The organism is Dactylosporangium sp. CA-152071 (assembly GCF_050936335.1).
GTDB lineage: Bacteria > Actinomycetota > Actinomycetes > Mycobacteriales > Micromonosporaceae > Dactylosporangium > Dactylosporangium maewongense.
On the sequence record NZ_JBNJMZ010000001.1, the window covers coordinates 3,461,452 to 3,475,232 of the forward strand.

9 protein-coding genes are annotated in these 13,781 nt (G+C 73.7%); 1 reads left to right on the forward strand and 8 read right to left on the reverse strand.

The window, feature by feature from the left end:
* Positions 1–31: 31 nt before the first annotated feature.
* The 5 genes from ACQEVZ_RS15445 to ACQEVZ_RS15465 all read right to left on the reverse strand — a co-directional run bounded on the left by ACQEVZ_RS15445 (position 32) and on the right by ACQEVZ_RS15465 (position 7,084).
* A complete protein-coding gene (locus tag ACQEVZ_RS15445) occupies positions 32–1,018 on the reverse strand; it encodes a 1-acyl-sn-glycerol-3-phosphate acyltransferase (protein ID WP_433376776.1) in 987 nt (328 codons plus the stop codon).
* Positions 1,018–1,842 (reverse strand): patatin-like phospholipase family protein, encoded by an 825-nt coding sequence (locus tag ACQEVZ_RS15450; RefSeq protein ID WP_360566903.1) that lies wholly within the window; start codon positions 1,840–1,842, stop codon positions 1,018–1,020. Before ACQEVZ_RS15450 ends, ACQEVZ_RS15445 begins: the two co-directional genes overlap by 1 nt.
* Positions 1,843–1,881: 39 nt before the next feature.
* Entirely contained in the window at positions 1,882–3,561 is a 1,680-nt protein-coding gene (locus ACQEVZ_RS15455) for a serine/threonine-protein kinase (protein ID WP_433366822.1), read from the reverse strand.
* A gap of 128 nt (positions 3,562–3,689) precedes the next feature.
* Positions 3,690–4,961: a glycosyltransferase family 4 protein gene (locus ACQEVZ_RS15460; protein ID WP_433366825.1), complete on the reverse strand. Its 1,272-nt coding sequence runs from the start codon at positions 4,959–4,961 to the stop codon at positions 3,690–3,692.
* A gap of 206 nt (positions 4,962–5,167) precedes the next feature.
* Positions 5,168–7,084: an amylo-alpha-1,6-glucosidase gene (locus ACQEVZ_RS15465; RefSeq protein WP_433366827.1), complete on the reverse strand. Its 1,917-nt coding sequence runs from the start codon at positions 7,082–7,084 to the stop codon at positions 5,168–5,170.
* A 153-nt stretch (positions 7,085–7,237) separates the two neighbouring features.
* Between ACQEVZ_RS15465 and ACQEVZ_RS15470 the strand changes: the two genes are divergently transcribed.
* On the forward strand, positions 7,238–9,895 hold the full coding sequence (locus ACQEVZ_RS15470; protein ID WP_433366830.1) for an MGH1-like glycoside hydrolase domain-containing protein: 2,658 nt from the start codon (positions 7,238–7,240) through the stop codon (positions 9,893–9,895).
* A 7-nt stretch (positions 9,896–9,902) separates the two neighbouring features.
* On the opposite strand, the gene ACQEVZ_RS15475 is transcribed toward ACQEVZ_RS15470, so the two are convergent.
* The 3 genes from ACQEVZ_RS15475 to ACQEVZ_RS15485 form a co-directional block, all read right to left on the reverse strand.
* Entirely contained in the window at positions 9,903–10,367 is a 465-nt protein-coding gene (locus ACQEVZ_RS15475; RefSeq protein ID WP_344512923.1) for an Rv0361 family membrane protein, read from the reverse strand.
* A gap of 49 nt (positions 10,368–10,416) precedes the next feature.
* Positions 10,417–13,098: a putative bifunctional diguanylate cyclase/phosphodiesterase gene (locus tag ACQEVZ_RS15480; RefSeq protein ID WP_433366834.1), complete on the reverse strand. Its 2,682-nt coding sequence runs from the start codon at positions 13,096–13,098 to the stop codon at positions 10,417–10,419.
* A 95-nt stretch (positions 13,099–13,193) separates the two neighbouring features.
* Positions 13,194–13,709, reverse strand: coding sequence for a TetR/AcrR family transcriptional regulator (locus tag ACQEVZ_RS15485; protein WP_433366837.1), 516 nt, complete (start codon positions 13,707–13,709; stop codon positions 13,194–13,196).
* Positions 13,710–13,781 lie beyond the last annotated feature (72 nt).

Sequence of the window (13,781 nt, forward strand, 5' to 3'; positions counted from 1 at the left end):
CGCGACCGCACGAGCCCCCGGGAAGGCCTTGTCAGTTGTGCCGGTCGATCCAGGTGTCGATGCGGGCCCACCACTCGTACAGCCAGTCGACCCGCTGCTCGTCACCGGCCGGCACCTCGGCGGCGTCGACGGACCACCAGCGCATGGTGATGGTCAGGTCCAGGGGCAGGTGCCGCCACACGTCGCCGGCGGTGAGCAGCCTGTCGAGGCCGGTGTGCGCGACCCAGATGACCCCCGCCTCGGGGGCGGCGTCGAGGGCGGCGAGGGTCCCGCCGGGCCGGGGTGCGAGGACGTGCCGGAGGCGGGCGGCGCGCTCGGCCATCGCGTGCAGGCCGAGGTCGCGCAGGCGCTGGATGGCGCGTTCGCGGCGGGTCGGGGTGAAGTTGCCGCCCTCGGGGAAGAGGACGAGGGCGTCGTTGTCGTCGAGGCCGGTGGCGAGCCGGGCGACGTGCGACGGGTCGCCGCCGCCGTCGGTGAGGAACAGGTTGGGCAGCCGGTTGAGCATGACGTCGATGACGGGGTCCCACTGCAGGGTGTGCTTGAGGACGATGCGCGGCTCCCGGTCGAACCAGTTCACCAGCGCGTGGATGAGCAGGAACGAGTCGCCCGGGCCGGCGTGCCGGCAGAAGACGAGCTCTGGCCGGCCCGGTGCCGCCACGTCCGGGTCGGTGCCCACCACCGCGACCTTGACGCCGAGCGCCCAGCGCGCCTGGTCGTACAACACGTGCAGGAACCGCCCGGTGAGGACGTAGTGCATCCGTTGGAACCGCGGGCCGCGCAGCTTCCAGCCGAACCCGCTGCCGACCCAGAGCCCGAACAGGACGACCAGCGCGACGGCCTCCAGCAGCAGGTAGACGGCGAGCATCCAGGTGACCCGCAGCGCGCGCAGCCGTCCGGACCCGAACGGTGCGGCCAGCGCCGCGACCAGCAGCCACACCGGCATCGTGGCCAGGACCGCGATGATGACCGCGAGGAACACCGGGGCCATGACGACGCGGCGCAGCCAGCGGGGCGGCATCATGACGACAGGTACGCGCGCGTCGCCTCATACGCGCGGTCGATGCGGGCCCGGGCCAGGGTCATGTTGCGGTAGGACAGCGGTGAGTCGTCGCGTGCGGAGCCGCCGCCGGTGGGGAGGACGTGGACGGTGACGCCGGGCGGCGCCTCGGCCACCTCGCGGGCGAAGCGGTGCCGGCGGGCGACCTCGAACGCGACCTGCGCGACCTCCCACGGCCGGCGCGGCGGGCGCAGCGGCCGTTCGATCCGGCCGACCTGCATGACGAACACGGTGCGGGCCCCCAGGGTGACGGCGCGGCCGACCGGCACGGAGTTGACGATCCCGCCGTCGATGAAGTGCTCATCCCCGAGGTGGACGGGCGGCAGCAGCCCGGGCACGGCGGAGCTCGCCAGGACCGCCTCGACGAGGGGTCCCTTGTCGAACCAGTGCTCGGCGGCGCGTTCGATGCTGGCGGCGCAGCATTGGAAGGGCACCGGCAGGTCGTCGAAGGTGGTGTCGGCGCCGAGCTCGCGGGTCAGCAGCCGGCGCAGCGGCGCCGGCGAGTGCAGGTGGGTCCGGCGGGCGAAGCGGCCCAGCTGGCGGGGCAGCGAGTCGCCGTAGACGGTGCGGGCCTCCGGCGACACCCACAGCTCGGTGAGGCGGTCGGCGACGCGCTCGTCCGGGGCGGCGGCGACGGCGGCGCCGTTGAACGCGCCGATGGAGGTGCCGACGACGAGGTCGGGGCGGATCCCGGCGTGCAGCAGCGCCCGGGCCATGCCGACCTCGACCGCGCCGAGCACGCCGCCGCCGCCGAAGACGAACCCGACAGGACCAGGGAACCGCACGCCTCCGAACGTAACGCGAAGGCGCCGTGGCCGCAGAGGTCAGGCGCGGCCGGGCACGTACCGGGGTGGCGCCGACGTCGCGGAGCTCGCGGGGCGGCTGCCGGTCGGCTGCCCGGACGGGCGCGGACCGCCGCCGCCACCGAAGTCGTCCTCGCCCGGCGGCGGGGGCGGTGGCCGGTTGCCGTCGAACCCGCCGGGCGGTCCGCCGTCCGGCGGTCCCTCCGGCGGGACGCTGGCGGTGGGGCGGCTGCCGTTCTCCGGTGCCGGGACGAGGTCCGTGATCGGCGGGAGGACGGTGCCGCGCCGGCCCTCGGCGTAGCGGGTGTCGCAGGCGACGTCGTTGACGGAGAAGCTCGTCGGCATCGGCATCACGCCGTTGGCGCCGTTCATGCCGATGGTGACGGCCTTGCCGGGCGGGATGCCGATCTCGCCGGTGACGCGCACGCCGCCGCCGACCCGCTGCCAGCTGGCGACGCCGCCGTTGACGTGCGTGACCTCCTGCCCGCCGGGGAGCAGGAAGTGCAGCTGCCACGGTTTGACGGGCCGGTTGCCGGAGTTGGCGATGACGATCCGGGAGGCGAAGGCCTTGTCGACGTTCTCGACCGGCTCGGGCCGGCTGTAGTAGTCGATGCTGCACGCGGGCCGGGGCGCCCACGGCTTCCAGACGGCGAGCGCGCCGGCGCCGACGGCGAGGACCACGGCGGCGACCGAGCCGGCGAGGGCGCGGCGGCTGCGGCGCCGGGCCGCCCGCCGGCTGCGCGGGACCGTCACCTCCCGGCCGAAGGTCGGCTCGGGCGCCTCCCGGTGCCGTGGCACCGGGACCGCGGGCGCGTGGACCTCCTGCGTGGAGGAGCCGTCCTCCCCGGGTAGGACGACGTGGATGCCGGTGGCGGCGGCGAGGGTGCGGGCGACGTACGCCGCGGGTGGCCGCGTGTCGGGGTCCTTGGCGAGGCACTGCCCGACGAGCTGGGCGATGCCCGCCGGCAGGCCGGGGATGTCCGGCAGCGGGTGCGGCGGCTCGTACACGTGGTTGGCGATCATCTGCGTCGGCGTGTCCGCGTGCCACGGCAGCCGGTCGGTGAGGCACCGGTAGACGAGCAGGCCGACGGTGTAGATGTCGGTCGCGGGGATGACGCCGCCGCCGAGGAGCCGCTCCGGCGCGAGATAGGCGGGTGTACCGAAGACGGTGCCGTCCTCGTCGTCGGGGTCGAACGAGCCGGTGAGCCCGGCGACGCCGAAGTCGAGGATCTTCGCGCCGGCGGCGGTGAGCATGATGTTGCTGGGTTTGATGTCGCGGTGCACGACGTGGCGCTCGTGCGCGGCGGCGAGCCCGGCGGCGACCTGGGCGCAGATCTGGGTGGCGCGGCGCCACGACATCGGCCCGCTACGCAGCCGGTTGGACAGCAGCTCGCCCTCGAGGAGCTCCATGACGACGTACGGGCGGCGGCCGTGCCGGCCCGCGGCGAGGTCACCGGCCTCGCCGTAGTCGTGCACGGCGGTGATGTTGGGGTGCTGGAGGCGGGCGACGACCTGCGCCTCGGCCCGGATGCGCTCCCGGTTGCCGGGTTTGTTGGCGAGCTCCTCGGCGAGCAGCTTGATCGCCACGTCGCGGTCGAGCACGAGGTCCTGGGCCCGCCAGACGACCGCCATGCCCCCGGTCCCGACCGGCGCGATCAGCCGGTACCTGTTACCGAGGACCTCGTCAGCCGTCCCGCTCACCCAACCGCCGTCCCGATCGATTCCGGTCGCTGTACCCCAGGAACCCTAATCGCCATCCGGCTGCGGCGCGAGACCCCATATGCGAACAGCCCCGGCAAACTTCTCGCCGGGGCCGTTCAAGATGCGACTCAGATCGTCAGAAGGTTGCCGTCCGGCACGACGATCTGCGGCCGTCCGTGTTCGAGCACCGCGGCGGCCTGCCTCGCGGCGAAGCCGGGCGCCTCGGTGATGGCGGTGCGGTACACGTCGGCGGTTTTGGCCGCGATCGTGGACCAGCCGTACTTCTGGCCGACCATCGTGCGGGCCTTCTGGGCGACCCGGCGGGCGAAGGGCTCGTCGTCCAGCAGGGTGCCGACGGACGCGGCGAGCGCGTCCGGGGTCTTCGCCGGGAAGGTCACGCCGGTCTCGCCGGGCTGGACGATCTCGGCGAGGCCGCCGGTCGCCGCGACGGCGAGGGGCGCGCCGGCGGAGGCACCCTCGAGCGCCACCATGCCGAACGGCTCGTAGATGCTCGGCACGACGAGCGCGTCGGTGGCGGCCATGAGCGCGGGCAGCTCGCCCTCCCCCATGAAGCCGGCGAAGCTGACAGCGCGTTGCAGCCGCAGCCGCCGCACGTCCTCCTGGAGCTCCGCCCGGTGGGGACCGTCACCGGCGATGACGACCCGCAGGCCGTTGTGCCGGGCGCGCAGCTCGGGCAGGGCGGCGATGAGGTCCTGCACGCCCTTCTCGTACACCAGGCGGCCGGCGTAACCGAGGAGTGGACCCTCGCCGGCGAAGCGGGCGCGGGCGGCGTTGACGGCGCGGGACGGCGCCTTCCAGACGCTGGAGTCGACCCCGTTGGCGACGACCGAGACTCGGGCGGGCGCCAGGTCCAGCAGCCGGGTCACCTCCCAGCGCATGTACTCGGAGCAGACCACCACCCGGCAGGCCTCGTGGCCGAGCCACCACTCGACGGAGTGGATGCACTTGTTCATCTCGTCGGGCAGCCAGCCCTGGTGCCGGCCGGCCTCGGTGGCGTGGATGGTCGCGACCAGCGGCAGGTCGAGGCACTCCTTGAGGGTCACGGCGGTGTGCGTGACCAGCCAGTCGTGGGCGTGGATCAGGTCGTACTCCCCGGTGGCCGCGGCGCGCAGGGCGGCCCGGGTCAGGGTGTGGTTGAAGGCCATCGTCCACGCCAGCAGCGTGGAGGTCGCCAGAGGGAACAGCGGCGGGTCCTCCGCCGCGCGGACGACCCGGACGCCCTCGGCGTACTCCTCCAGGGGAGCGCCGGGCGCGTGCCGGGTCACGACGGTGACCTCGTGGCCCGCCGTCACCAGCGAGGTGGCGAGGGCGTGCACGTGCCTTCCCAGCCCGCCGACGACGACGGGTGGATACTCCCACGAGAGCATCAGAATTCTCATCGGTGTCGCCGCTTTGCCGATGGTCTGGTCCACGTGGCCGCCCCCACAGTTGAGTTGTCGATCAAAAACGCCCGCCCTGTTACCCACGCGCGCCAACGCTGACACACGCAAATCGGTCTCGCGTGTGACGCGGTGGGTGGGCTTGAGACTCATCCTGCCGGGCGAGGGTTACCAGGGAGGCAAATCTCATTTCTAGGGTGTAACGGTCAACCGACATTCCGTCGGACGCGCAGGCTCTCCGCGACCGACCAGGCCTGGAACGGGCATCCTGTCGCCCGGTGCGGCGCCTGTCCGTCCGCGGTCTCGCTGACCGAGCCGACGCCCCATTCGTCCAGGTGTGCCTCGATACCGGCCAGCAGCTCCCGGTCGTCGCCCCCCGGAGCGTGCCGGACCGCGTCGACGTACGGGCCGATCAGCCAGGGCCACACGGTCCCCTGGTGGTAGGCGCGGTCCCGGTCGCCGGGCGACCCACGGTGCGCGCCGGTGAAGGCCGGGTCGTCCGCCGCCAGGGAGCGCGGCCCGAGCGGCGTGAACAGGTCGGACAGCCGCGCCGGCACGGGCGTGCCGCGCAGCGGGGCGTGCGGCAGGCTCCAGGCGAGGAGCTGGTTGGGCCGGGTCGACGGGTCGTCGCCGCCGGGGCCGTCGACCACGTCGAACAGCGGCGCCGCGTCCTGCCCGCCGGCGGGGTGCGGGATCCGGAAGCGTGCCCCGAAGCTGACCGTGGCCTGTTCGCGGAGGCGGCGCAGCCCGGTGGCGTCGCCGCCGAGCCGCTCCTTGAGCCCGGCGACGGCGGCGAGCCCGTTGATCCACAGCGCGTTCACCTCGACGGGCTTGCCGGCCCGCGGCGTGACGGGGACGCCGTCGACGCGGGCGTCCATCCAGGTGAGCGCGACGCCGGGGGCGCCCTGCGTGACGAGGCCGTCGGCGGGGTCGACCCGGATGCCGTAGCGGGTGCCCGCGACGTGCGCGGCGACCACCTGCTCCAGGCCCGGCAGGATCTCCCGGGCCAGGTCCTCGTCGCCGGTGGCGGTGACGTGCCGCTCGACGGCGTGCAGGAACCACAGGGTGCCGTCGACGGTGTTGTACTCCGTCTGCCCGGTGTCGGCGGTGTTGGCGAGCATGCCCTCGGACAGGGTGGCGGCGTAGGCGCGCAGCAGCTCGCGGCCCTCGTCGCACCAGCCGGTCGCCAGGAACAGCCCCTCGTAGCTGGTCATCGTGTCGCGGCCCCAGGTGCCGAACCACGGGTACCCGGCGACGACGTCCGGCGCGCCCTGCGCACCGGCGACGACGAACGCGTCGGCCGCCAGTACCAGAGCGGCATCCACCGCGTCGGAAGCGTCGTGCACCAGGGCACGGCCGCGCTCCTCCGCACGGTCGATGATCCGCTGTGCGCCGCGGGGCTGGCCGTCGCCGGCCCACGCCTCGACCTCGAGGGCCTCGCCGGGGCGCAGCTCGGCGCGGAACTGGCCGGCGAACCAGAGGTCCTCGGCCGCGTTGAGCCCGCGGGCGGCCTCCTCGCGGGCATAGGCACCCCGGTACCACTGACCGCCCGGCTCCCAGGAAGGGCCGTGCAGCCGGAACGCGCGCTCGACGACGGCACCGTCGCCGGATGACGCGACGACCGGCGGCGGACCGGAAGCACCCCGCTCGCCGTGGGCGTCGCGCCACGTGACGAGCGCCTTGAGCGTCAGTGTGACCGGGCCGGGCGCGCTCAGCAGCCGGTGCACGACGCCGACGTGCGGACTGCCGTGGACCATGGCGAGACCGCGCTCCAGGACGACCGGCCCGATCCGCCAGCGCCACCGCGGCAGGCCGTCGACGAGCTCGAAACGCTCCAGGAGGGTGTGGCCCTCGGGGCTGACGACACCGCCGTCCCACTCATGCGTGGCGAGCGACACAGTGGCGCCGGACGGCAGCGTCAGGACGGGGTCGAGCGCGGCGAGGCCGAGGTGCCGCCGGGCCGGCTGCCCGGGCTCGGCGACCACCAGAAGGCCGTGGTACCTGCGGGTTCGTAACCCGGAGACGGTGCCCATCGCGTAGCCGCCGGTACCGTCAGGAATCAGCCACTCACGCTCCGCTCCTACCGACAAATCACCGCATACCTGCGCACCGAACACCACCATGGGCACAATCTTGGTGGCAAGGAGTGGCAGGACGCGAGTGACTCGCGACAGGATTATTGATCAAGGCAAGATTGGTGGACTGACAAAAGCCACAAACGCAACACCGGGACCGCGCTCAACTTGAGCGAAACATCTGCGACGGAGAATGACTTCGTGATCGAGGACGATGGGAACGCCGAGCGCCGACGCCTCGCCGAGGCCGACAGCGGGGAGCGCCCATGGCGGGGCTGGGGGCCCTACCTCTCCGAGCGCGCCTGGGGCACGGTCCGGGAGGACTACAGCCCGCACGGCACGGCCTGGGACTACTTCCCGCACGACCAGGCCCGCTCCCGCGCGTACCGGTGGAACGAGGACGGGATGGCGGGCATCTGCGACGACCGCCAGACGTTCTGCTTCGCCCTCGGCCTGTGGAACGGCAAGGACCCGATCCTCAAGGAGCGGATGTTCGGTCTCGGCGGTGACCTCGGCAACCACGGCGAGGACGTCAAGGACTACTGGTGGTATCTGGACTCCACGCCCACCCACTCGTGGATGAAGTGGCGCTACCACTACCCGCAGCGCACGTTCCCCTACGACGACCTGGTCGCCGAGAACTGCCGCCGCGGGCGTGACGAGCCCGAGTACGAGCTGGTCGACACCGGCATCTTCGACGACGACCGCTACTGGGCCGTCGAGGTCGACTACGCCAAGGCCGGCCCGACCGACATGTGCGTCCGGATCACGGTCAAGAACATGGGACCCGAGCCGGCGACCCTGCACCTGCTGCCGACCCTGTGGTTCCGCAACACGTGGGCGTGGGGGCTGCCCGGCCGCGACTACGAGCCGGAGATCCGCGTCAAGGACAACGGCCTGCTGGCCGAGCACCGGCTGCTGGGCCGCCTCGCGCTCACCGGCGACGGCGCGCCCCAGCCGCTGTTCTGCAACAACGAGACCAACGGCGACCGCATCTGGGGCAAACCGGGCCGCGAGTACCCGAAGGACGGCATCAACGACCACATCCTGCACGGCAAGGACACGGTCAACCCCGACCTCGTCGGCACCAAGGCGGCGCTGCACTACCTGATCTCCGTGCCCGCGGGCGGCACGCACGAGATCCGGCTGCGGCTCAACCTCAACGCGCCCGGCGCGAAGGACCTCGCCCCCGCCGACCTGCGCGCCGACTTCGACATGACCATGTCCCGGCGGCTGGCCGAGGCCGACGCCTACTTCGCCGACCTCGTCCCGCCGACCGCCACCCCGGAGGAGGCGATGATCGTCCGGCAGGGCGTCGCCGGCCTCATGTGGGGCAAGCAGTTCTTCCACTTCGACGTCGCGCGCTGGCTGGAGGGCGACCCCGTCTCCGAGCCACCGCCGGACAGCCGCCGCCACGGCCGCAACAGCCACTGGTGGCACATGAACAGCTGCGACGTGCTGTCGATGCCGGACCCGTGGGAGTACCCGTGGTACGCCGCGTGGGACCTGGCGTTCCACTGCGTGGCGATCGCCCGCGTCGATCCCGGCTTCGCCAAGGACCAGCTGCTGCTGCTCCTGCGGGAGTGGTACATGCATCCCAACGGACAGATCCCGGCGTACGAGTGGGCGTTCGGCGACGTGAACCCGCCCGTGCACGCGTGGGCGGCGCTGCGCGTCTTCGCGATCGACGGCTCCAAGGACTTCGACTTCCTCGCCCGCGTCCTGCACAAGCTGCTGCTCAACTTCACCTGGTGGGTCAACCGCAAGGACGCCGAGGGCAACAACGTCTTCGAGGGCGGCTTCCTCGGCCTGGACAACGTCGGCCCGTTCGACCGGTCCGCGGCGCTGCCCGTCGGCGGCCGCCTGGAGCAGTCCGACGGCACGGCGTGGATGGCGATGTACGCGCTGAACATGCTCGACATGTCGCTGGCGCTCGCGGTGCACGACCGGGTCTACGAGGACATCGCCGCCAAGTTCCTCGAGCACTTCGCGTACATCGCCGACGCCGCCTACGAGTTCGGCCTCTGGGACGAGGAGGAGGCCTTCTTCTACGACGTGCTGCGCACCGCCGACGGGCAGCGCATCCCGCTGAAGGTCCGCTCCGTCGTCGGCCTGCTCCCGCTCACGGCGACCACCATCATCGGCTCCTCCACGCTGCGCCGCCTGCCCGACGTCGCGGCCCGCCTGCGCTGGTTCCTCACCAACAAGCCCGAGTACGGCGACGTCGTCGGCGCGAAGAAGAGCCGCGGCGGGCAGCAGCTGCGCCTGCTGTCGATGGTCGGGCCCGACCAGCTGATCCGCATCCTGCAGCGGATGCTCGACGAGGAGGAGTTCCTCTCCCCGTACGGGCTGCGGACGCTGTCCCGCGCCCACAAGGACGAGCCGTTCACCGTGCACATCGGCGAGGCGGACTACACCGTCGGCTACGAGCCCGCCGAGTCGACCAGCGGCCTCTTCGGCGGCAACTCCAACTGGCGCGGGCCGATCTGGTTCCCGGTCAACTACATCCTGATCGAGGCGGTCCGCCGTTTCTCCGAGTTCTTCGGCGACGACCTGCAGGTGGAGTACCCGGCGGGCAGCGGCAAGATGGCCACCCTCGCCGCGGTCGCCGACGACCTGTCGCGGCGCCTGGTCAACCTCTTCCGCGACGACGACACCGGCCGCCGGCCCGTCTTCGGCGACGTCCCGCTGTTCCAGAACGACCCCGCCTGGCACGACCTGCTGCTGTACTACGAGTACTTCCACGGCGACACGGGGGCGGGGCTCGGGGCGGCGCACCAGACGGGGTGGACCGCGCTGGTCCTCGACCTGATCCTGACCCTGCACGCCCCGCCGCGCCCCCGCGCCACCGACTACTGAGCGGCGCTCAGGAGGGCACGCCGCAGACCTTCCAGGCGTCGCCCTCCTCGACGAGGGTGAAGACGTAACGCTTCGGGGAGCCCTCGGCGTACACCACGTCCATCGTGATGTCCGCCGAGGTCTTGCCGTTGACGTTCCGGATGAACGTGCCCACGACCTTGTGGCTCTGGATCTTCGGCTGCCGGCCCAGGGCCGCGACGTAGTCGTCCTGCGTGTGCTCGCCGCGCGTCGCGGCGCACGCCAGCCCGTACGCGGCGGCGAAGTCCCCGGACTCGAGGGCGCCGACGTAGGCCTCGGCGGCCGCCTGCGCCGCCGACGTCGAGTCGGCCACCTTGTTGAAGAGGAAGTAGGCACCGACGCCGCCACCACCGCAGCACAGCACGGCGAGCACGCCGACGACGATCAGCACGGTCCGCAGGGTGGTGTTCCTGCGCGGCGGCTGGGGCACCGTGTACTCGAACTGCATGGCCATGGATGATCACGGTAGAGCAGCGGCGCCCCGCCGTGTATCCCCGCCGCGGTCAGAAGAGCCTGGCTCGGTGGCGCTCCAGGTAGGCCTCGACATGCTCGGCGTGGTCGGGCCGGCTGAGCAGGTAACCCTGGCCCAGGCGGCAGCCCGCGGCCCGGACGACGTCCACGTGGGACTCGGTCTCCAGGCCGCACGCGACGACGTCGATCCCCAGGCGGCGGGCGAGGCCGACGACGACGTCGACGATCGGGGTGGCCGGGGCGCGCTGGCCGGCGGGCTCGCTGAACAGCACCTGGTCGATCTTCAGGACGTCGACGGGGAGGCGGCGCAGGTGGGCGAGGGCGGTCGGGCCGGTGCCGAAGTGGTCGATCGCGGTGCGGACGCCGAGGGCGCGCAGGCCGGCGAGCTGCTCGACGGCGCCGGCGTCGTCGGGCAGGGCGGCCTCGGCGACCTCGATGATCAGGGACTCGGCGGGGACGCAGTGGGTGTCGACGGCGGTGGCGACGGTGGCCAGCCAGCCGGGGGCGGCGAGCTGGCGGGCCGAGGCGTTGACGGACATCCACAGGTCGCGGCCGTCGGCGCGCCAGCGGGACAGCTGCCGGCACGCCTGGTGCAGGGCCCACTCGCCCAGCTCGTCGGCGAGGCCGAGCTCCTCCGCGACGGGCAGGAACTCGTGCGGCGGGACGACGCCGAGCCGGGGGTGCCGCCAGCGCAGCAGCGCCTCGACGCCGGCGGGGAGGCGGGAGCCGAGGTCGACGACGGGCTGGAAGACGAGGTCGAGCTCGCCGCGGCCGACAACGCCGGGCAGCTGCTGCTCCAGGTCGGTGCGGCGGACGAGGGCGGCCTCGAAGGACTCGTCGTAGCACTCGACCCGGCCGCCGTCGCGGCCGCGGGACAGCTGCCGGGCGCGGCGGCGGGCGATGTCGGCGCGGCGCAGGACGTCCTCGGCACCGGCCGCGCCGTGCGGGTGGCCCGCGCCGTGCAGGTGGCCCGCGCCGTGCAGGTCGGTGACGCCGACGTCGGCGGTGAGGTGGACGGTGTGGCCGGGCAGGTGGAACGGCTCGGCGAAGGCGGTGGCGACGCGCGTGGCGAGCGCGAACGCGTGCACGAGCGGCGCGCCGGTGAGCACGGCGAAGCCGGCGCCGGCGAGGCGGGCGGGCAGGTCCTCCGGGCCGACGGCGGCGCGCAGCCGGCGGGCGGCCTCGATGAGCACCGCGTCGGCGACGGTCGGGCCGTGCAGGTCGGCGACGCTCTCGAAGCGGTCGAGCTCGGCGACGAGCACGCAGCCCGCCTCGGCCGCCGGGGCGCGGTGGGCCTCGGCGACGGCGGCGAGGAACCGGCGCCGGTTGGCGAGCCTGGTCTGGTCGTCGGTCCAGGTGGCCTCGTCGAGGCTGCGCTGCAGCTGGGCCCGGTCGCCGACGTCGCGGACGTGGACGACGACGCCGGCGACCTCGGGTGCGGCGCGCTGGTCGCTGATGGTCGACTCGGTGTCGCGCCAGTGGCCGAACCCGTCGCGCAGCCGGGCCTGCAGCAGCACGTGCTGGCGGCCGGCGAGGACGGCCCGCAGCACGTCCCCGGCCGGGCCCGCGTCGGCGGGGTGCAGCAGGTCGGTGAGCGGGCGGCCGAGGACGTCCTGGTCGGAGAGGCCGAACTGGCGGGCCGCGGCCGGTGACTGCCACCGCACGACGAGCTCGGCGTCCAGGACGATGGCGACGTCGGTGGAGCCGGCGACGAGCGCCCGGAAGTGCGCCTCCCGGGTGGCGAGGGTCCGCGCGTACCGCCGGATGTCGCGGGCCGCGAGGCCCTCCCGGCACGCGACGGCGACCGCCGCGGCGACGCCGAGACCGACGGCCACGGGGTCGAACCGGCCGCCGGTGAGCAGGTGCGTCACCGACACCGCGACGGCGAGCAGGGCCGGCCCGATGAGCAGCGGATAGCCGGCGAGGGTGCCGCCGGCGTCGGCGGCGTGCGGGCGGGTCGGCGCGTCGTCGGCGCGGCGGGCGCCGGCGAGGATCAGGAACGGGCCGGCGACGAGCGCGAGCCCGGCGACGGCGAGGCCCGCGGAGACCCAGCCGGCGCCGGGGCCGAACGGCTCGCCGGGGCGGCGCAGCTCGGCGAGCAGGACGGTGAAGAGGCCGAGCCCGACGATCGACAGCGCGGACCCGCCGGCGCAGGCGAGCGCGGCGGGGCGGTGCCGGACGGCGCGCAGCCCGGCGACGACGGCGACGGAGACCGAGACGCAGCAGGTGACCGCGACGGCGAGGGGCAGCGGCCCGGTGAGGACGGAGGTGGCGGCGGCGAGGACCCAGACGCTGTAGCACAGGGTGACGCCGATGCCGGCGCCGTCGAGGAGGCGGCGCAGCCGGGCGCGGACGGTGGGGGCCGTGCCGGGCAGCAGGAGCAGGCCGAGCAGGAACGTGGGCGCGGCGACGAGCGTGGTGACGGCGGCGGCGACGCCGGGCGCGGCGGTGGACGTGGTCAGCGCGACGAACCCGGTGACGGCCACGCCGGCGCCGGTGAACAGGGCGCCCATGCCGAGGAACCCGGCGCCGCGGCACGGGCCGAAGTCGCTGCGGCCGTGGTGGATGCGCAGCGCGAGGCGGATCAGCGACACGGCGTGGACGAGCGAGCCCACGATGACACCGGCGGCGACGGCGCCGAAGGACAGCACCGGACCGGCGGAGGCCGCGGCACTGAACGCGGCGACCGCGGTGACCAGGACGAGCCAGAACATGCGCGGATTGCTGACCACGGTCGTGTCGCTTTCGCGAGAGGGCGAGCACTGGGGGATTCGTGCTCAAACCGGTCAACGATCCGGGCCGCCCGAGGTTATCGGTGGATTGTGACTATTTCCTGGACGGCGGCGAGCCGGGCCCGGCGCTGCTCGTCGGTGACCGTGCCGCGGGTCAGCTCGTCGAGCAGCAGCCCGTCGATGAGGGCGATCGCGAGCCGGGCGCGGTCCTGCGAGCCGAAGAGCTCCACCGCCCGCTGCACGAACCCGCCGGCCAGGTCGGCCGCGGAGGGGCCCAGCTCGGCCCGGGCCTGCGGGTCGAGCATGAGCATGAAGCGGGCCCGGGTGCGGGCCGCGTCGCCGAGCACCCAGCCGCGCAGCACCGCCGGAAGATCCGCGCCGGACGCGTCGGCGAGGTCCAGGGCCGCGATGCGGGTCAGGGCGGCGGTCAGCAGGGCGGCGCGGCTCGGGAAGTGGTAGCCGCAGGTGCCCTGGGGCAGGCCGGCGGCGGTGTCGACGGCCCGGTGGGTCAGCGCCCGGACCCCGCCGGTGCCGAGCACCTCGATCGCGGCGTCGGCCAGGAGCGTCTTGCGATCCGCGTCACGAACGTTCACACGGCGATGCTACAGGTGTAGCGTCGAGTTACTACACCTGTAGCAACCCCGATGGAACGACGGAAGTCGGAA

What these genes read in the sequence shown, in the direction of transcription:
- ACQEVZ_RS15480 (WP_433366834.1), bottom strand. Translation starts at nt 13,098, where the DNA reads ATGTTCTGGCTCGTCCTGGTCACCGCGGTCGCCGCGTTCAGTGCCGCG.
- ACQEVZ_RS15445 (WP_433376776.1), bottom strand. Translation starts at nt 1,018, where the DNA reads ATGCCGCCCCGCTGGCTGCGCCGCGTCGTCATGGCCCCGGTGTTCCTC.
- ACQEVZ_RS15475 (WP_344512923.1), bottom strand. Translation starts at nt 10,367, where the DNA reads ATGGCCATGCAGTTCGAGTACACGGTGCCCCAGCCGCCGCGCAGGAAC.
- ACQEVZ_RS15465 (WP_433366827.1), bottom strand. Translation starts at nt 7,084, where the DNA reads ATGGTGGTGTTCGGTGCGCAGGTATGCGGTGATTTGTCGGTAGGAGCG.
- ACQEVZ_RS15460 (WP_433366825.1), bottom strand. Translation starts at nt 4,961, where the DNA reads ATGAGAATTCTGATGCTCTCGTGGGAGTATCCACCCGTCGTCGTCGGC.